Here is a 19,007-nt window from a genome sequence, read left to right as displayed (position 1 = left end):
AACCCCTCACCTCGAGTTAGGTGAGGGATTTTATTCTACGAGCTCTATTTCATTATAAGTTTCACTTTATTTTACAAGAAAAACTTACGAATGTCATTCCATGTTACAACTAACATAAGTAACATTAATAATGCAAAACCAATAAAGTGAACCATTCCTTCTTTTTGACGGTCAATTGGTTTCCCTCGTAACGCTTCAATTAAGAAGAAGAATAAACGTCCACCATCTAAAGCTGGGACTGGTAATAAATTAAATAAACCAAGATTAATACTTAAAACTGCCGCTAAACTTAGTACACGCGTAAATCCATAATCTACAACTTGATCCGTTAGATTATAAATTCCTACTGGACCTGACAACTCATTAATAGAAAATTGACCAGTTACTAATTTCACAAGAGACTCAAAAATTAATTTCGTCCATTGGTACGTTTGTTCAAACCCTGATTTAATAGAACCCATTACTGTTTTCTCTACAGGAGAGTAAACACCAATTCTACCAACTTCGTCTTTTCCTTCTTTATCGAGTGTTGGCGTTACTTTCACATTAAGCTGTTCATTATCACGCTTTACCTGTAACGTAATTTCTTTATTCGGGTTTTCACGTACAATATTTACAACATCTTTCCATGTACTTGTGTTTTTCCCATCAATTGCTTGAATTGTATCATTTTCTTTTAATCCAGCTTGCTGTGCTGCACTATTCTCCATCACTTTTCCGACCATTGGTTTGTCAACGGGAACCCCTTGTACAAATCCAAGAATCACAAAAATAACAAATGCTAAAATGAAGTTCATTGCAGGACCCGCAAAGATTGTTAAAGCGCGTTGCCCCAGTTTTTTTGAGCCGAATTGTCTATTATACGGAGCGATTTGAATTTCTTCTCCCGCAGTAATAATACGAGCTTTTTCATTCACACGGAACGTTTGAAGCTCTTCCTCGTACTCTTCATAGCCCGAAATTGTTAGATTATGCTCTAAATCAGCTTGTTCGACTTCAATGACACGAACATTTGGATACTTTTCATACCCATCAAAAACTAATTTCACAACCTCGTCTTTTTCATTTAGTACAAGGCCAACCTTTTTTCCGGGCTTTAACTCAACTGTGTCTGCATCCTCGCCAGCCATTCTTACATAGCCACCAAGGGGCAGTAATCGAATCGTATACACCGTTTCATTCTTTTCAAATGAGAATATTTTCGGACCAAAACCAATTGCAAACTCGCGGCATAAAATACCTGCTCTTTTTGCGAAATATAGATGTCCTAGCTCATGGAAAAATACGAGTGCACCGAAAATTAATATAAAGGCAATCGCTGTATCCAATTCCATAACCACCTTTGCTAAATTTGTTCCATCACAAACCGTCTTGTGGCTGCATCAATTTCCAAAATTTCCTCTAAGCTCGGTCGCGCAATAACATTGTGATGGTTCATTGCTTTTTCAATGAGGTCTTCCACTGTTAAGAAACCAATTCTCTTTTGTAAAAAAGCTTCAACAGCTATTTCATTGGCTGCATTCATTACAGCTGGCATACTTCCACCTGCTTTTCCAGCTTCATACGCAAAACGTAGGCAACGGAAACGTTCTTGGTTCATTTTCTCAAAATGCAATGTTCCCATTTCCCATAAATTTAACTGTTTTGTGTCTGAAAGAGGTAATCTGTCAGGATATGTAAGTGCGTATTGAATTGGTACTCGCATATCAGGTGAGCCAAGCTGTGCCATTACACTACGATCTTCAAATTCAACCATAGAATGGATAATACTTTCTTTATGTAAAACAACATCAATTTGCTCGTAAGGGATACCAAAAAGCCAATGTGCTTCAATTACTTCTAGTCCCTTATTCATCATTGTAGCAGAATCAATTGTAATTTTCGAACCCATTGACCAGTTTGGATGTCGAAGCGCATCTTCCACGGTCACATGATGCAATTCATCCCTCGTTTTATCACGGAAACTTCCACCTGAAGCCGTTATAATTAGTCGAGAAATTCTTTTTTCATTTTCACCATTCAAGCATTGAAAAATAGCTGAATGTTCACTATCTACTGGAAGTAACGAAACATTATGTTTTCGTGCCGCTTCCATTACAAGATGCCCTGCAGTTACTAACGTTTCCTTGTTTGCAATTCCAATTGTTTTTTTCGCCTCAATTGCACGCAGTGTTGGTAACAATCCTACACTACCTACAACAGCATTTACTACAATCTCTGCATCTGGATGTAATGCTACTTCTAAAAGACCTTCACTACCATATACAATTTTTGTATTACCAGAAACAGCTTGTAATTTTAAAACATCTTCTTCTCTTTGCACCGAGACGATTTGCGGAGAAAATTCTTGAATTACCTTTACTGCGTAGTCAATGTTTTTCCCTACAGAAAAAGCAACGAGACGGAATTGGTCTGGGTGCGAGCGTAATACATCTAGAGTTTGTGTACCGATTGATCCGCTTGCACCTAATAAACTTATGTTTTTCATGATTCCAACCCCTCGTTCATTTATTAATTATATTGTAATAAAAAGTAGAGAATTGGTAAAACAAATAACCAACTATCTGTTCGATCTAATATACCACCGTGTCCAGGTAAAATTGTACCTGAATCCTTTACACCATAATGGCGTTTAAATGCAGATTGCACTAAATCACCAATTTGTCCAAAAATAGAAATGATAATCGTCAGAACGATTAAAATCCATACATTCGCTTCAACCGGGAAGAACATATTGTACACAAGTGCAACAACAATTCCACAAACAATTCCGCCTAATGAACCTTCAATCGTTTTATTTGGACTAATTTCTGGCCACAATTTTCTTTTTCCTATTGCTTTCCCTACGAAATATGCGCCTGAATCAGTAGCCCATATAACAAATAATGCGCAAAACACATATTTAATTCCTAATATTCTTGTTTCATTTAAATATAAGAATCCCATTGCAACATATGTCGTTGCCATCAGTAAAAATGAAGCATGGTCAAAAGTAAATGTATTCTTAGAAAGGACTGTATATGATAAAAGTAATAAAACAATCACAAATGTGATTTCTAATTTACCTAATCCAATCCACGTAAACAGTTCTGATGCACTACTTGGAATTAAAATAGTCCACAATAATATTGCAGCTAAAACTGTTGGTACTGAAATAAGCGTAAGCTTATTCATACGAATTAATTCATATAAACCTATAGAAGCAAGTGCATACACTAAAACCGTAAAAGGCACGCCACCGTAAATTACGATGGGAATGAATAGCGCGGCAGCAACCACTCCAGTAATAATTCTCTGTTTCACTACCAAACCCTCTCTTTCTACACGCCTCCGAATCTGCGCCCTCTATGCTGAAAGTCTGTAATTGCATTTAGCAAATGTTCTTCGGTAAAGTCTGGCCAATACACATCTGTAAACCAAAATTCCGAATAAGCAATTTGCCATAACATGAAATTACTAATACGTAGCTCTCCGCTTGTACGGATTAACAACTCTGGATCAGGTAACGAACTCGTCATTAAGTAAGAAGAAATCATTTCTTCACTTATTTCTTCAGCACGAATTTTCCCTTCCTCACTATCTTTCATCATATGTTGCACAGCAGAAACGATTTCATCTCGACTTCCATAGTTTAACGCGAAATTAAGAATTAATCCTGTATTCTCTTTCGTATCTTCCATGGCCTTCTCCATCGCTCTGCGTGTATGCGTAGGAAGACGATCTTGTTGCCCTATTACTCGGACTTGTACGTTTTCTTCAATCAATTCTGGTAAAAATGTACCTAGAAATTCTTCTGGAAGCTTCATTAAATAATCAACTTCCTTTTTCGGTCTTTTCCAGTTCTCAGTTGAAAAAGCATAGAGAGTTAATACTTTTACATTAAGTTTACTTGCAAATTTTGTAATTTTCTTTACAACTTGCATGCCTTCATGATGTCCCGCAATACGAGGCATCGCTCTCCTCTTTGCCCATCTTCCATTGCCATCCATAATGATGGCAATATGTTCTGGGATATATCCTTTTTTCACTTCTTCAACGAGATGATCAAACGATGTGTCCTTTTTACCTTTAAAAAAAGGAAAGTTTTTAAACATCATTCATACCCTCCAACAAGCAGACGTATGCCTAAAAGTGTAAAAAGACCCCCTTAAGAAGAGGGTCATATTTGCGAAGTTATCGCTATTACACTTCCATGATTTCTTTTTCTTTGTTTTTTGCGATTTCGTCAACTTTTGCAATATATTTATCTGTTTCTTTTTGGATGTCTTCAGTATATCCTCTTAAATCATCTTCTGTAATCTCGCCAGCTTTTTCAAGCTTCTTAAGATCATCGTTACCGTCACGACGTACGTTACGAACAGCAACTTTTGCTTCTTCAGCATATTTTTTCACAACTTTAACAAGATCACGGCGACGCTCTTCTGTTAATGCAGGGAATGCAATACGAATTACAGTTCCATCATTAGAAGGGTTTAAGCCTAAATCTGCTTTTAAAATTGCTTTTTCGATATCACCGATAGAAGTTTTATCATAAGGCTGAATTACAAGTAAACGTGCTTCTGGAACTGTAATGTTCGCTAATTGCACAACTGGTGTTGGTGCACCGTAGTAATCAACTTGTACCTTATCTAATACAGATGAGCTTGCACGACCAGCGCGAACTGTTGCTAATTCACGAGAATAAGCTGCAACTGCTTTTTCCATTTTTTCATTTGAAGACTTCAATACTTGTTGTCCCATATTTATTTCCCCCTTACAACTGTTCCAATATTTTCGCCTAAAACGGCACGTTTAATGTTACCTTTTTCCATAACTGAGAATACAATTAATGGAATATCGTTATCCATACATAAAGAAGAAGCTGTAGAATCCATTACACCTAAACCTTCTTTTAATACATCTAAGTAAGTAAGTGTTTCGTATTTTGTAGCTGTTGGGTCAATAGATGGATCCGCACTATATACGCCATCCACATTATTTTTCGCCATTAAAATAACGTCCGCTTCGATTTCCGCTGCACGTAACGCTGCCGTTGTGTCTGTAGAGAAGTACGGGTTACCTGTACCTGCGGCAAAGATCACAACACGTTTTTTCTCTAGGTGACGAACTGCTTTACGACGAATGTAAGGCTCTGCAACCTGACGCATTTCGATCGAAGTTTGGACACGAGTTTGAATGCCAATGTTCTCTAAGCTATCTTGAAGAGCTAATGAGTTCATAACTGTTGCTAACATACCCATGTAATCTGCTCCAGCACGATCCATTCCCATTTCACTTCCGATTTTTCCACGCCAAATGTTTCCGCCACCAACAACAACAGCAACTTCTACATCAAGTTCTGCAATTTCCTTCACTTGTTCCGCAACTGATTTAATAACAGCTGGGTTAATTCCAAATCCTTGTTCGCCAGCTAACGCTTCTCCGCTTAGCTTTAATACGACACGATTATATTTCGGTTTACTCATAATGAACCTCCAATTGCTTACATCTTTATTTTAAAAAAGGGAACACAAAGTGTTCCCTAATCTGTATTAGTTGCTACCTTTTACTTGGTTCATTACTTCTTCAGCAAAGTTGTCTTCGCGTTTTTCGATACCTTCACCAACAGCGTAGCGAACGAATCCTTTTAATGTTCCGCCTTTAGACTCAACGAACTGACGAACTTTCATATCAGGGTTTTTAACGAATGCTTGGTCAAGTAAGCAAATTTCTTCGAAGAATTTGCCAAGACGGCCTTCAACCATTTTTGCAACGATTTTTTCAGGCTTGCCTTCGTTTAAAGCTTGTTGTGTTAATACTTGACGCTCATGCTCAACTTCTTCAGCTGTTACAGCATCGCGGTCGATGTATTTAGGGTTAACTGCTGCGATGTGCATTGCTACATCTTTAGCAGCTGCTTCGTCAGTAGAACCTTCAAGAACTGTTAATACACCAATACGTCCACCCATGTGTAGGTAAGCGCCAAATGCATCAGCATCAGTTTTTGATACGATTTCGAAACGACGAAGTGTAAGTTTTTCACCAATTTTAGCGATTGCTTCGTTGATGTGCTCTTCTACTGTTTTGCCGCCTTCGATTGTTTGAGCCATAGCTTCTTCAATGTTAGCTGGTTTGTTAGCTAATAAGTGAGCAGCTAATTCTTTAATTAATGCTTGGAAACCTTCGTTTTTCGCAACGAAATCAGTTTCAGAGTTTAATTCTAAGATTAAACCTTCGTTACCGTTTGTTTCGATGAAAGTTAAACCTTCAGCAGCGATACGGTCTGCTTTTTTAGCAGCTTTCGCAATACCTTTTTCACGTAAGAAGTCAATTGCTTTCTCCATGTCGCCATTAGTTTCAGTTAAAGCTTTTTTGCAGTCCATCATACCTGCGCCTGTTTTTTCACGAAGTTCTTTTACCATTTGTGCAGTGATTGCCATGTTTTTCATCCTCCTAAAATATGTATTTATACCTTTTGAAAAGGTGTTTATACCTTAAAAAAGGTGATAAAAGGCCGAACCCCTTATCACCTTTCCAAATTTGTTACGCAGTAACAGTTTCTTCACCTTGTTTTGCTTCAAGGATCGCGTCTGCCATTTTAGATGTAAGAAGTTTTACAGCACGAATTGCATCATCGTTTGCTGGGATAACGTGATCGATTTCGTCTGGATCACAGTTTGTATCAACGATACCGATGATTGGAATGTGTAATTTGCGTGCTTCAGCAACTGCAATACGCTCTTTACGAGGGTCTACTACGAATAATGCACTTGGAAGACCTTTCATATCTTTAATACCGCCTAAGAATTTCTCAAGACGCTCTAACTCTTTTTTAAGTTGAACAACTTCTTTCTTAGGAAGTACTTCGAAAGTACCATCTTCTTGCATTCTTTCGATGTCTTTAAGACGCTTGATACGCTTTTGGATTGTTTGGAAGTTTGTTAAAGTTCCACCTAACCAACGTTGGTTAACGAAGTACATACCAGCACGAGTTGCTTCTTCTTTAATAGCTTCTTGTGCTTGTTTTTTAGTACCTACGAATAAGATGTCTCCACCTTCAGCAGCGATGTCGCGCATCGTTCTGTAAGCTTCCTCAACTTTTTTCACAGTTTTTTGTAAGTCGATGATGTAGATACCGTTACGCTCTGTGAAAATGTAACGCTTCATTTTTGGGTTCCAACGACGAGTTTGATGTCCGAAATGAACACCAGCTTCAAGCAATTGCTTCATAGAAATTACTGACATAATTTAGTTCCTCCTAAATGGTTTTTGATATCCTCCGTTTACTTCAACTCTAAGCGAAACTACAAACGTAGCACCAACACTTAAATCAGTAAACGTGTGTACTTTGTACTGACACCACTGCTTACTATATCATACTGAAATATTACAATCAAGTCGAAAATGCGAACAATGTAAAACTTTCTTTTTTCCATGCTCGAATTCTAGTATTCCCAATCTTTACTTTCTTTAAGCAAGGGGGTGACATTCATTTAATAGTTTCTAAAAGAACATTGCCATGATGCTTCACATAAGCAACATCAACCTCTTACAAAGCAAAAAACTCTCCTCAACCGAGGAGAGTTTTTTATAAATTAGTTTGTTTTTAATTTAGCAAGTTCTTGTAGAAACTTGTCGTTTAGCACTTTAATGTATGTTCCTTTCATACCTAAAGAACGAGACTCAATAACACCAGCACTTTCTAATTTACGTAGTGCATTTACGATTACAGAACGAGTAATCCCTACGCGATCAGCAATTTTACTTGCAACAAGTAAACCTTCTGTTCCATTTAATTCTTCGAAGATGTGCTCAATTGCTTCTAACTCACTGTAAGACAATGAGCTGATCGCCATTTGAACAACAGCTTTACTACGTGCTTCCTCTTCGATTTCTTCTGCTTTTTCACGTAAGATTTCCATACCTACAACAGTTGAGCTGTACTCAGCAAGGATTAAATCATCATCTAAGAACTCTTGACCAAGACGAGCTAATACTAATGTACCCAGACGCTCACCGCCACCAACGATTGGTACGATTGTAGTTAAACCTTGACCGAATAATTCACTGTTTTCTACCGGGAATGCTGTGTAAGCACTATCCACACCTAAATTTGAAGATGTTTCTGTAACATTGAATAAACTTTGCGTATACTCCTCTGGGAATTGACGCTCCGCTAGCATTTGCTTCATACGTTCGTTCTCAATTTGTTGGTGAATAGCATATCCTAGTAATTTACCACGGCGACTTACAACGAACACGTTTGCTTCGATTACTTCACACATTGTGTCAGACATTTCTCTAAAGTTTACAGGCTTCCCTGCTGCGCTCTGTAATAACGCATTTAATTTTCTTGTTTTTGCTAATAATTCCATTTCAAAAGTTCCTCCTACATATTACTTACATATTTTTTCATCACTTGGAAACTAGGGCGAGTCACCTGATGACACTATTACAAAATAAACTGGCTCACATCTTTATTTTTAGCAATTGTTGCTAATTTTTCCTCAACGTATTGAGGTGTTATCGTTATTTTCTCTAACGTAATTTCAGATGCTTCAAACGATAAATCTTCAAGGAGTTTCTCCATAATCGTATGAAGTCTTCTTGCTCCAATATTATCTGTATCCTGATTAACTTGATAAGCAATCTCAGCAATCTTACGAATAGCTTCGTCTGAAAATTCAATTTCTATACCTTCAGTCGCTAATAATGCCATATATTGTTTAATTAGCGCATTGTCAGGCTCGATTAATATTTTAACAAAATCATCTGTCGATAATTTTGTTAATTCTACTCGAATCGGAAATCTCCCTTGCAATTCCGGAATTAAATCCGACGGTTTAGACATATGGAACGCTCCAGCTGCAACGAATAAAATATAATCCGTTTTTACTGATCCGTATTTTGTCGCAACATTCGACCCTTCTACAATTGGCAAGATGTCACGTTGCACACCTTCACGTGATACATCTACGCTATTCGACTGCTTACCAGCAATTTTGTCAATTTCATCGATAAAAATAATCCCGAGCTGTTCAGCACGATAAACAGCCTCTTGTGTAACTTCATCCATATCAATTAAGCGCTGTGCCTCTTCATTTGTCAAGAGTTTTCTCGCTTCTTTTACAGAAAGTTTACGTTTTTTCGTTTTTTTCGGCATAAAACTTCCTAATGCATCTTGGAAATTCATCCCCATTTGTTCCATACCAGTTCCTTGTAACATATCAAACATTGAAGACTGCTGCTCTGTCACTTCAATCGATACAATTTCTTCTTCAAGAAGTCCTGCAGCAAGCTTTTTTTCTACTTCTAGACGTTTCTTTTCGATTTCAGCATCTTCCTGTGCATCAGATGTTTGATTCGAATTTTGAGCGCCGCCAAAAAGCATTTCTAACGGGTTTTTAAATCCAGATTGCTTCTCCGGACTCGGCACTAAAATTTCAACAAGACGTTGATTCGCTTGCTCTTCTGCTTTATCTTGAACTTTCACTACCATTTCTTCTTTCACGATGCGAACTGACGTTTCCACAAGGTCACGCACCATCGACTCTACATCTCTACCTACATATCCAACTTCTGTAAATTTTGTAGCTTCAACCTTAATAAAAGGTGCTCCAACGAGTTTCGCCATTCGTCGTGCTACCTCTGTTTTCCCAACACCTGTAGGTCCAATCATCAAAATATTTTTAGGTGCTATTTCATCACGTAAATTTTCAGCTAATTTACTGCGACGGTATCGATTTCTCAACGCTACAGCAACCGCTTTCTTTGCATCTTTTTGACCGATGATGTATTGATCTAATTTTTCCACAATTTGGCGCGGAGTAAAATGTAAATGCATATAAAATGCCTCCCTTACGATTCTACAATTCTTCAACAATTATGTTGTGGTTCGTATAAACACAAATATCGCCAGCAATCTCTAAACTCGCTTTCGCAATTTGTTTCGCTGTTAAGTGTTCACTTGCATATTGCTTTAAAGCACGACCTGCAGAAAGTGCATAATTCCCACCAGATCCAATTGCTAAAATACCATCATCTGGTTCAATCACTTCTCCTGTACCTGAAACAAGGAGCATAGTTGTTTTATCCATGACAATGAGCATCGCTTCTAGCTGACGTAACATTTTATCGCCACGCCATTGTTTTGCCATTTCAACAGCAGCACGCTGCAAGTTGCCATTATACTCTTCTAATTTTCCTTCAAACATTTCAAAAAGAGTAAATGCGTCAGCAACTGAACCTGCAAAACCAGCTAAAACTTTACCTTGGAAAAGTCTGCGAACTTTACGAGCTGTATGTTTCATTACAACAGCATTTCCCATTGTCACCTGACCATCTCCAGCCATTGCACATTCTCCATTATGATGAACTGCAAATATCGTTGTAGCGTGGAAATTTCCCATAGAAAAAACTCCTTTATATGTTTTTATAGCTTTAAAAGCAATTTATGCCCGCGGGTGATGCTTCATGTAAACAGAACGCAATCTTTCTTTAGAGACATGCGTATAAATTTGTGTCGTCGACAAATTTTCATGACCTAATAGCTCCTGTACAGTACGTAAATCCGCCCCCTCATCTAACATGTGTGTAGCAAATGTATGCCTTAACATATGGGGACTTATCCGCATTGTCAATGAAGCCTTCTTAATGAGCTCGTTTAATACATAACGTACACCCCGACTTGTTAACGGCGTACCTTTCGCATTTAAAAATACCATATGAGAATGTTCTTCAGTCTTGTTAGCTAACTGTTTTCTCCCGTTCTCTATATAAGTAATTAAAGCATCTTGTGCATAACTTCCGAACGGAATATACCTTTGTTTCTTCCCTTTTCCCATCACTAAAATCGTTCCCACTGCGAAGTCAATATCGGTAAGTTGCAAATTGATACATTCACTCACACGGATCCCAGTCGCATACATCAACTCTAATAATGCTTGATTCCTTTGACCTAGCGGCGTTTCTGTGTCAGAAACTTCAAATAATTCCTCTAATTCTTCAGCATATAAAAACTTTGGGATTGACAATTCTTTTTTGGGGAGTGACGCAAGTGCAAATGGGTTATCTTTCCGATAACCTTCACGCATCAAAAAACGATATAGACTTCGTAAGCTTGATACTTTTCTTGCGACAGATTTACGGGCTAACTTTTCATCGTGCAACGTCGTTAAGTACAAACGAACATCCGCGTATGTAACATCTAAAAAAGAGGATATGCTTTCTCGCTCCATAAATTGCACAAAATGTTCTAAATCATTTTGATAACTTGCAATTGTATATTTTGAATAATTTCTTTCAATTTGTAAATATCCAACGAATAATTGTAACAATTTCTTCACATTCACATAACTCACCTCAATAAAGGCTACTAAATCGTATCACAACTTAGTAGCCTTTGCAAGAAATTTAACTAAATATTTACAAAATTTTGAATTGTTTCTAAAGCGCGTGTAGCATACGCTTCATTTCGTTCTGCTTTCTTTTTAATCTTCTTCTCTAACGGTGCGAATAGACCGAAGTTTGCATTCATTGGTTGGAAGTTTTTCGCATTTGTTGCTGTAATATAATTCGCCATACTTCCCATTGCAGTTACAGGTGGTAATACAACTGGCTCTTCGCCTCGTACAAGACGAGCGGCGTTAATACCTGCCAATAATCCTGATGCTGCTGATTCAACATATCCCTCTACTCCAGTCATTTGACCAGCGAAGAATAAATCATCTCGTTGTTTATATTGATATGTTGGACGAAGCAAATTAGGTGAATTAATAAACGTATTACGATGCATTACACCGTAACGTACAATCTCTGCGTTTTCAAGTCCCGGGATTAACTGTAACACTTCTTTTTGTGGTCCCCATTTTAAATGTGTTTGGAAACCTACAATATTGTATAACGTTCCCGCTGCATCATCTTGACGTAACTGAACAACAGCATATGGCGTTTTCCCTGTTTTCGGATCTTCTAATCCAACAGGTTTCATTGGTCCAAATACTAACGTCTGTCTTCCTCTACTTGCCATAACCTCTACTGGCATACAACCTTCAAAGAAAATTTCTTTCTCAAATTCTTTTAAAGGTACTGTCTCAGCAGCAATTAAAGCTTCATAAAAACGGTCAAATTCTTCTTCTGTCATCGGACAATTTAAATATGCCGCTTCACCTTTATCATAACGTGATTTTAAATATACTTTATTCATATCAATACTGTCTTTTTCAACGATTGGTGCCGCAGCATCATAGAAATAAAAATAATCTTCACCCGTTAGTTCTTTTAATTGCGCCGAAAGATCAGGAGATGTAAGTGGACCTGTCGCAATAACAGTTGGTCCTTCTGGAATTTCAGTGATTTCTTCATTCATAACTGTTACGTTTGGATGATTTTTCACATACTCAGTTACTTTTGCCGCAAATTCATGACGGTCTACAGCTAAAGCCCCTCCTGCTGGTACAGAACACTCATCAGCTGCACGAATAATAACAGAGTCCATTAGGCGCATTTCTTCTTTAATAACACCAACAGCATTCGTTAATGTATTCGCACGAAGTGAGTTACTGCATACTAGCTCCGCAAATTTATCTGTGTGGTGAGCTGGCGTTTGTCGTACCGGTCTCATTTCATATAATTTCACTTGGACACCACGTTTTGCAATTTGGTAAGCTGCTTCACTTCCTGCAAGACCTGCGCCAATGACGTTTACTACTTGTGTTGTCATATATATCACCTTTCCTTTTCTTCCCGAAAAAAATGTGAGCAGTTACGCTCACATTTGTTGTTCTTCTTCATAGTCACACGAAATACATTGTACTTGCACGCCTTTTTTCAACTTCTTCTCTACGAGCATACCTTCGCACTTCGGACATTTACGGCCAATTGGCTTATCCCAAGATACAAAATCACATTCTGGATACGTACCGCATCCATAGAAAAGACGTTTCTTTTTATTACTACGACGTTCAATAATTTGTCCTTCTTCACACTTCGGACAAGTAACACCAATTTCTTTCACAATCGGCTTTGTATTACGACACTCAGGGAAATTCGAACATGCCATAAACTTCCCGTATTTACCCATCTTAAAGACCATTGGGTGATTACATAATTCACAATCTTCCCCAGCTGGTTCATCTTTAATTTCCACTTCACGCATTTCTTTTTCCGCTTTTTCTAAACGCGGTTCAAAGCCTACGTAGAAATCATCAACAATTTTCACCCAATTCGCGTTTCCTTCTTCTACTTCATCAAGGCTTTGCTCCATATTGGCAGTAAATTCAATGTTAATAATTTCCGGGAAAAACTCTAAAATAAGTTCAATTACTATTTCACCAAGTTCAGTTGGAACGAAGCGTTTATTATCCAAACCTACATATCCACGTTTTTGAATCGTTTCAAGCGTCGGTACATAAGTAGATGGTCTTCCAATCCCAAGCTCTTCAAGTGTTCTTACTAAACGAGCCTCTGTATAGCGCGGAGGAGGTTGTGTAAAATGTTGCTTTGGTTCTAAATCCTTTGAAAATACGGTTTCCCCTACTTCTAAAGGTGGCAACATCTTATCCTTTTCTTCAGCACCATCATCTTTCGACTCTACATACACTTTCATAAATCCTGGGAACTTTACAACCGAACCACTTGCACGGAACTGAACATTGTTATTAATGAGTCTCGCTGTAACAGTATCCATTATAGCAGATGCCATTTGACTTGCAACAAATCGCTCCCAAATCAGTTTATACAAACGAAGTTGATCACGACTCAAGAAAGTTTTTAATTCCTCTGGCTTTCTCATTATCGAAGTAGGACGAATCGCCTCATGCGCATCTTGTGCTTTCGACTTTTTCGTTTCTTTCTTCTTCTCTGTTCCTATGTATTCCTCACCAAACGCCTCAGTAATATAAGCACGAGCCTCTGTTTGAGCTGTTTCTGAGATACGCGTTGAATCGGTTCTCATATACGTAATAAGACCTACAGTCCCTTGTTTCCCAAGATCGATCCCTTCATACAGCTGCTGTGCAAGCATCATTGTTTTCTTTGCTCGCATATTTAATTTACGCGCAGCCTCTTGTTGCAAGGAAGATGTTGTAAACGGTAATGCAGGATTACGCTTTCGCTCTTTTCGTGTTACATTTTCAACCGAAAAAGCATTATCTTTCATCTTTTCGATTATTTCATTTACTTGTTCTTCGTTCGTTAATTGAACTTTTTCTCCATCTACACCGTAAAAGCTTGCCTCAAATGTGTCTTTTCCTTTCACAAATTCTGTTTTAATTGTCCAGAATTCTTCAGGTTCAAAGTTTTGAATTTCTCTTTCACGTTCGATAATTAAACGAACTGCTACAGATTGTACGCGTCCTGCACTTAATCCTTTTTTTACTTTCTTCCATAATAAAGGACTAATATTATAGCCAACAAGACGATCGAGTATACGCCTTGCCTGTTGTGCATCAACTAAATCCATATTAATTGCACGAGGATATTTAAATGATTCTTTTATTGCATCTTTTGTAATCTCATTAAATACAACTCGGCAATCTGATTCAACGTCCACATTTAACGTATTCGCTAAATGCCAAGCAATTGCTTCCCCTTCACGATCCGGATCGGCCGCGAGATAGACTTTCTTTGCTTTTTTCGCCGCTGATTTTAAATCTTTTAAAACGGGACCTTTACCACGAATGGTAATATACTTCGGGGTGAAGTTATTCTTTACTTCTATCCCCATTTGGCTTTTAGGTAAATCGCGGACATGTCCCATGGACGCGACGACTTTGTATTTTTTCCCTAAATATTTCTCAATGGTCTTCGCCTTAGAAGGCGACTCCACGATTACGAGGTAATCTGACATGCTAGTGCCTCCTTAAGAGGTGGATTCAAGTCTTCATTAATCTTATTGACTTCTCTTGTTTTTGTCAATCAAGAATGAATATACCATACAGCGACAATCTACCATTTGTCAATAATTGTTTAATAAAAACATAAAAATATAAGGTTAATTTTAAATTTCTTCGAGGATATCATCTGCATTTCGTACTAGTTTTGCCCCTTGTTGAATAAGATGATTCGTTCCCGATGCATTATCTGTAAATATAGGTCCAGGAAGGGCAAATACCTCTCTATTTTGCTCTAACGCAAGGTCCGCAGTAATAAGTGTTCCACTTCTCGATTTTGCTTCTACAACTAAAACTCCTTTACTTATACCACTAATTATCCGATTCCTTTTTGGAAAATACCATTTTTTCGGTGCATAGTGCGGGGGATACTCTGTTAATAACAATATATACTCCTTCCACATTTCATATAAATACCTATTCTCTTTTGGATACATATAAGATAATCCGTGTCCCAATATCGCAATAGTCGGGCACTGCTGTCTTACTGTAATTTCATGAGAAATTGTATCTATCCCTCTTGCAAAACCACTGACAATAAGCCATTCCCTTTGTAATAAGGGGTGTAAAATAAACTTTATACTCTCATGCCCATATAAAGTTGGTTCTCTCGTTCCAACAACTGCTAGTTTATTTGCTTTATTGAGAAAATCCTTCTCTCCTTTTCCATATAAAACAAATGGAGGGTCTTGTATTTCACGTAATAATTTTGGATATTCTTCATCCCATATAGTTATATAAAAGATTCGATTTTCCTCTAAATCAGAGATATATTGCGGGAGATTTGAACTTCGAAGAAAATTCACTAATTCTGAAGATTTTTTTGAGGATATTCCAGTGTAGTATTCAATTTTTTTGGAATTAAACGTGTATATTTTCTTCAATTCTGGATCGACATATAGTAGCCTCTCTATTGCCTTCCAATGATCTGCTAACATGTAATGAAGATGTAATAATCGCTCTCGTTTCATCTCGTTTCTCCTTACCCATAATTTTTATTATGTAAACAGAAGAAGTATAAAAAGACACCTCTAATAAGAAGGTGTCTTTCAAAAAGATTAATAGTTTTTACAAGTTTCAAATAATCCCTTTTCTTTTAAAACAGAGATTAATGTTTCACCCATAACAGCTGGCGTTTCAGCTACTTTAATACCACAAGCTTCCATTGTTTTAATCTTTTCAGCAGCAGTTCCTTTACCACCAGAAATGATTGCACCAGCATGCCCCATACGTTTGCCTTCAGGCGCAGTTTGACCACCAATGAAGCCTACAACTGGTTTTGTCATATTAGCTTTTACCCATTCAGCTGCTTCTTCTTCTGCCGTACCGCCGATTTCACCAATCATAATTACAGCATGTGTTTCTTCATCTTCATTAAATGCTTTTAACGCATCAATAAAGTCTGTACCGTTAACAGGGTCCCCGCCGATACCTACAGCAGTAGATTGGCCAATACCTTCTTGTGTTAACTGATGTACAGCTTCATACGTTAATGTACCAGAGCGAGATACGATACCAACATGACCTTTTTTATGAATGTATCCTGGCATAATACCAATTTTACATTCATCAGGTGTAATGACACCAGGACAGTTTGGTCCAAGTAAACGTGTATGTTTACCCGCCATATATCTCTTTACATTTACCATATCTAATACAGGGATTCCTTCAGTAATACATACTACTAAATCAATATTTGCATCAACTGCTTCCATAATTGCATCAGCCGCAAAAGCGGGTGGAACGTATACAACTGAAGCGTTTGCGCCTGTTGCTTTCACTGCATCTTCTACAGTATCAAATACTGGTACACCTTCAATATCAGTGCCACCTTTACCTGGTGTTACACCACCGACAATTTTCGTACCGTATTCAATCATTTGCTTTGTATGGAATAACCCTTGAGAACCTGTAATACCTTGAACAATAACTTTTGTATCTTTATTAACTAATACGCTCATTTTTCTCCCCCGCTTTCTATTAGCCCACTAGTGAAACAATTTTTTGTGCACCGTCTGCCATAGATTCTGCTGCAACAATATTTAAACCAGACTCATTTAAAATCTTCTTACCTAACTCTACGTTTGTACCTTCAAGACGTACAACTAAAGGTAACTCAAGACCTACTTGCTTCGTTGCTTCAATAACACCTTCTGCAATAACATCACACTTCATAATGCCACCAAAAATGTTAACGAAAATACCTTTTACATTTTTGTCAGAAAGGATAATTTTGAATGCTTCTGTAACTTTTTCAGCTGTTGCACCGCCACCAACATCTAAGAAGTTAGCTGGGTCACCATGGTAATGTTTAATGATATCCATTGTAGCCATCGCTAAACCTGCACCATTAACCATACAACCGATATTTCCATCTAAAGGAATGTAGTTTAAGTCATATTTAGAAGCTTCAATTTCTTTTGCATCTTCTTCCTCAAGATCACGAAGTTCTAAAATGTCTTTATGGCGATATAAAGCATTAGAATCAAAGTTTAATTTTGCATCTAACGCCATAACTTTACCGTCACCTGTTGTAACAAGTGGATTAATCTCAGCGATAGAGCAATCTTTTTCGATAAACGCACGGTATAAGCCCATCATAAACTTCACAGCTTGTCCTACAAGCTCTTTTGGAATATTGATGTTAAATGCGATTCGGCGTGCTTGGAAGCCTTGTAAGCCTACTGCTGGATCAATATATTCTTTAAAGATTTTTTCAGGTGTTTTTTCTGCTACTTCTTCAATTTCTGTTCCGCCTTCTTCAGACGCCATTAAAACAACTTGAGAAGTTGCACGATCTAACACAAGACCTACATAATATTCTTTTTTAATATCGCAACCTTCTTCGATAAGTAAGCGTTTTACTTCCTTACCTTCAGGACCTGTTTGATGTGTCACAAGTGTAGTTCCTAAAATGCTCTCTGCATATGTACGAACTTCATCTAAATTTTTTGCAACTTTTACTCCGCCAGCTTTGCCGCGTCCACCAGCGTGAATTTGTGCTTTAACTACACATACATCCGTTCCTAATTCTTTCGCTGCTTCTACAGCTTCTTCTACTGTAAATGCAACCTTCCCGTTCGGAACGCTAACCCCATAGCTTCTAAGGACTGCCTTACCTTGGTACTCATGGATATTCATGGTCCCATCCTCCCCTGTTTTCCTGTTTTACTCGAAAAGTTTTTTAATGTTTAAAAAACATTACATTGCCATTGTATAAGATGATTGGCACGCTGTCTACAATAAAGTGTCAGAAAACTGAAATCGCTTTATTCTTTTTTGAAAATAATAATCTTCATATACCAAAATAAAAAAATAAGCTGTATATTCACAGCTTATTTTTGAATCATATCTTTAATTGGCGCAAATGATTTCCGATGTTCCTCTAAAATACCATGCGCTTCAATCGCTTCTAAATGTTGTTTTGTTCCATATCCCATATGTTGCTCAAATCCGTATGCAGGATACTTTTCTCCAAGCTCTTTCATCATTCGATCTCTCGTTACTTTCGCAATAATTGAGGCCGCTGAGATCGAGACACTTTTCGCATCACCTTTAATAATTGAAGTTTGTGGAATTGGTGTCGGCAACTTCATCGCATCAATTAATAAATATTGCGGTATACAAGATAAATTCGCAACAGCATCTAACATTGCTTGTTTCGTTGCTTGATAAATATTTATTTCATCAATAATTTGTGGTGATACAATTCCAACTCCAATTGCAATCGCATTCTCTTTAATTTCATCATAAAAACGCTCACGTTTCGCTTCACTCAGCTTTTTCGAGTCATTTAACCCTGGAATATAAAAATCTTCCGGAAGGACAACAGCAGCCGTCACAACAGGACCCGCTAGCGGTCCACGTCCCACTTCATCAATACCTGCGATATATACGATACCTTTTTCACGTAATGCATTTTCATACTTTGACATTTCCAGAAATTTTTCTCTTTCCTTTTGTGCTAATTCTTTTTGTTTATACCACTTCAAAATTAGTTTTTGAACACCTTTTCGCTCATCCTTCAATAACAATTGAAAATGCTCATCTTCTTCACTTATAATTTCTTGCAGTATATTTTCCGCTTCTTGTATAGTCATTTTTTGCATCCTTTTACACTCCCTTTAAATGTATCCA

At 37.6% G+C, this 19,007-nt stretch carries 18 protein-coding genes; all 18 read right to left on the bottom strand.

What is annotated here, in order from left to right; translation table 11 throughout:
- Window positions 1–71: 71 nt before the first annotated feature.
- Window positions 72–1,328 carry an RIP metalloprotease RseP gene (gene rseP, locus COC96_RS18855; RefSeq protein ID WP_141535960.1) on the bottom strand — a complete coding sequence of 419 codons (1,257 nt, stop codon included), beginning with the start codon at window positions 1,326–1,328 and terminating at the stop codon, window positions 72–74.
- Between the two features lie 17 nt (window positions 1,329–1,345).
- A complete protein-coding gene (gene dxr / locus COC96_RS18850; protein ID WP_098267846.1) occupies window positions 1,346–2,488 on the bottom strand; it encodes a 1-deoxy-D-xylulose-5-phosphate reductoisomerase in 1,143 nt (380 codons plus the stop codon).
- A 23-nt stretch (window positions 2,489–2,511) separates the two neighbouring features.
- On the bottom strand, window positions 2,512–3,303 hold the full coding sequence (gene cdsA, locus COC96_RS18845) for a phosphatidate cytidylyltransferase (RefSeq protein WP_098267847.1): 792 nt from the start codon (window positions 3,301–3,303) through the stop codon (window positions 2,512–2,514).
- A gap of 17 nt (window positions 3,304–3,320) precedes the next feature.
- Window positions 3,321–4,097 (bottom strand): isoprenyl transferase, encoded by a 777-nt coding sequence (uppS, locus tag COC96_RS18840; protein ID WP_097902937.1) that lies wholly within the window; start codon window positions 4,095–4,097, stop codon window positions 3,321–3,323.
- A gap of 85 nt (window positions 4,098–4,182) precedes the next feature.
- Window positions 4,183–4,740: a ribosome recycling factor gene (frr, locus tag COC96_RS18835; RefSeq protein WP_000531505.1), complete on the bottom strand. Its 558-nt coding sequence runs from the start codon at window positions 4,738–4,740 to the stop codon at window positions 4,183–4,185.
- A 2-nt stretch (window positions 4,741–4,742) separates the two neighbouring features.
- The gene (pyrH, locus tag COC96_RS18830; RefSeq protein ID WP_000042664.1) at window positions 4,743–5,465 is read right to left on the bottom strand and encodes a UMP kinase; all 723 of its coding nucleotides are present in this window, start codon (window positions 5,463–5,465) and stop codon (window positions 4,743–4,745) included.
- A gap of 66 nt (window positions 5,466–5,531) precedes the next feature.
- Window positions 5,532–6,419 (bottom strand): translation elongation factor Ts, encoded by an 888-nt coding sequence (tsf, locus tag COC96_RS18825; RefSeq protein ID WP_001018584.1) that lies wholly within the window; start codon window positions 6,417–6,419, stop codon window positions 5,532–5,534.
- 103 nt (window positions 6,420–6,522) lie between these two features.
- Window positions 6,523–7,224 (bottom strand): 30S ribosomal protein S2, encoded by a 702-nt coding sequence (rpsB, locus tag COC96_RS18820; protein WP_000111485.1) that lies wholly within the window; start codon window positions 7,222–7,224, stop codon window positions 6,523–6,525.
- Window positions 7,225–7,574: 350 nt separating this feature from the next.
- Window positions 7,575–8,354, bottom strand: a complete 780-nt coding sequence (gene codY, locus COC96_RS18815; RefSeq protein ID WP_000421293.1) for a GTP-sensing pleiotropic transcriptional regulator CodY — start codon at window positions 8,352–8,354, stop codon at window positions 7,575–7,577.
- A gap of 77 nt (window positions 8,355–8,431) precedes the next feature.
- Window positions 8,432–9,823 carry an ATP-dependent protease ATPase subunit HslU gene (gene hslU, locus COC96_RS18810; RefSeq protein ID WP_098267848.1) on the bottom strand — a complete coding sequence of 464 codons (1,392 nt, stop codon included), beginning with the start codon at window positions 9,821–9,823 and terminating at the stop codon, window positions 8,432–8,434.
- Between the two features lie 22 nt (window positions 9,824–9,845).
- Window positions 9,846–10,388 (bottom strand): ATP-dependent protease proteolytic subunit HslV, encoded by a 543-nt coding sequence (gene hslV / locus COC96_RS18805; RefSeq protein WP_000526274.1) that lies wholly within the window; start codon window positions 10,386–10,388, stop codon window positions 9,846–9,848.
- A 42-nt stretch (window positions 10,389–10,430) separates the two neighbouring features.
- Window positions 10,431–11,330: a tyrosine recombinase XerC gene (xerC, locus tag COC96_RS18800; protein ID WP_098267849.1), complete on the bottom strand. Its 900-nt coding sequence runs from the start codon at window positions 11,328–11,330 to the stop codon at window positions 10,431–10,433.
- 65 nt (window positions 11,331–11,395) lie between these two features.
- On the bottom strand, window positions 11,396–12,700 hold the full coding sequence (trmFO, locus tag COC96_RS18795) for an FADH(2)-oxidizing methylenetetrahydrofolate--tRNA-(uracil(54)-C(5))-methyltransferase TrmFO (RefSeq protein ID WP_097902940.1): 1,305 nt from the start codon (window positions 12,698–12,700) through the stop codon (window positions 11,396–11,398).
- A 48-nt stretch (window positions 12,701–12,748) separates the two neighbouring features.
- Window positions 12,749–14,827, bottom strand: coding sequence for a type I DNA topoisomerase (topA, locus tag COC96_RS18790; protein ID WP_097902941.1), 2,079 nt, complete (start codon window positions 14,825–14,827; stop codon window positions 12,749–12,751).
- A 150-nt stretch (window positions 14,828–14,977) separates the two neighbouring features.
- A complete protein-coding gene (gene dprA / locus COC96_RS18785) occupies window positions 14,978–15,841 on the bottom strand; it encodes a DNA-processing protein DprA (RefSeq protein WP_098769140.1) in 864 nt (287 codons plus the stop codon).
- 87 nt (window positions 15,842–15,928) lie between these two features.
- On the bottom strand, window positions 15,929–16,831 hold the full coding sequence (gene sucD / locus COC96_RS18780) for a succinate--CoA ligase subunit alpha (RefSeq protein WP_098267851.1): 903 nt from the start codon (window positions 16,829–16,831) through the stop codon (window positions 15,929–15,931).
- A gap of 19 nt (window positions 16,832–16,850) precedes the next feature.
- Complete coding sequence (sucC, locus tag COC96_RS18775) at window positions 16,851–18,011, bottom strand: ADP-forming succinate--CoA ligase subunit beta (RefSeq protein WP_001020788.1); 1,161 nt, start codon at window positions 18,009–18,011, stop codon at window positions 16,851–16,853.
- 194 nt (window positions 18,012–18,205) lie between these two features.
- A complete protein-coding gene (locus COC96_RS18770; protein ID WP_098267852.1) occupies window positions 18,206–18,979 on the bottom strand; it encodes a ribonuclease HII in 774 nt (257 codons plus the stop codon).
- Between the last annotated feature and the right edge of the window lie 28 nt (window positions 18,980–19,007).

Source organism: Bacillus cereus, from assembly GCF_002577405.1.
GTDB lineage: Bacteria > Bacillota > Bacilli > Bacillales > Bacillaceae_G > Bacillus_A > Bacillus_A cereus_AU.
This window is presented reverse-complemented; position numbering and strand designations above follow the sequence as displayed.

Coding starts and splice junctions, on each gene's coding strand:
- dxr (WP_098267846.1), bottom strand. CDS start 2,488: ATGAAAAACATAAGTTTATTAGGTGCAAGCGGATCAATCGGTACACAA.
- uppS (WP_097902937.1), bottom strand. CDS start 4,097: ATGATGTTTAAAAACTTTCCTTTTTTTAAAGGTAAAAAGGACACATCG.
- frr (WP_000531505.1), bottom strand. CDS start 4,740: ATGGGACAACAAGTATTGAAGTCTTCAAATGAAAAAATGGAAAAAGCA.
- pyrH (WP_000042664.1), bottom strand. CDS start 5,465: ATGAGTAAACCGAAATATAATCGTGTCGTATTAAAGCTAAGCGGAGAA.
- tsf (WP_001018584.1), bottom strand. CDS start 6,419: ATGGCAATCACTGCACAAATGGTAAAAGAACTTCGTGAAAAAACAGGC.
- rpsB (WP_000111485.1), bottom strand. CDS start 7,224: ATGTCAGTAATTTCTATGAAGCAATTGCTTGAAGCTGGTGTTCATTTC.
- codY (WP_000421293.1), bottom strand. CDS start 8,354: ATGGAATTATTAGCAAAAACAAGAAAATTAAATGCGTTATTACAGAGC.
- hslU (WP_098267848.1), bottom strand. CDS start 9,823: ATGCATTTACATTTTACTCCGCGCCAAATTGTGGAAAAATTAGATCAA.
- hslV (WP_000526274.1), bottom strand. CDS start 10,388: ATGGGAAATTTCCACGCTACAACGATATTTGCAGTTCATCATAATGGA.
- trmFO (WP_097902940.1), bottom strand. CDS start 12,700: ATGACAACACAAGTAGTAAACGTCATTGGCGCAGGTCTTGCAGGAAGT.
- topA (WP_097902941.1), bottom strand. CDS start 14,827: ATGTCAGATTACCTCGTAATCGTGGAGTCGCCTTCTAAGGCGAAGACC.
- dprA (WP_098769140.1), bottom strand. CDS start 15,841: ATGAAACGAGAGCGATTATTACATCTTCATTACATGTTAGCAGATCAT.
- sucD (WP_098267851.1), bottom strand. CDS start 16,831: ATGAGCGTATTAGTTAATAAAGATACAAAAGTTATTGTTCAAGGTATT.
- sucC (WP_001020788.1), bottom strand. CDS start 18,011: ATGAATATCCATGAGTACCAAGGTAAGGCAGTCCTTAGAAGCTATGGG.
- COC96_RS18770 (WP_098267852.1), bottom strand. CDS start 18,979: ATGCAAAAAATGACTATACAAGAAGCGGAAAATATACTGCAAGAAATT.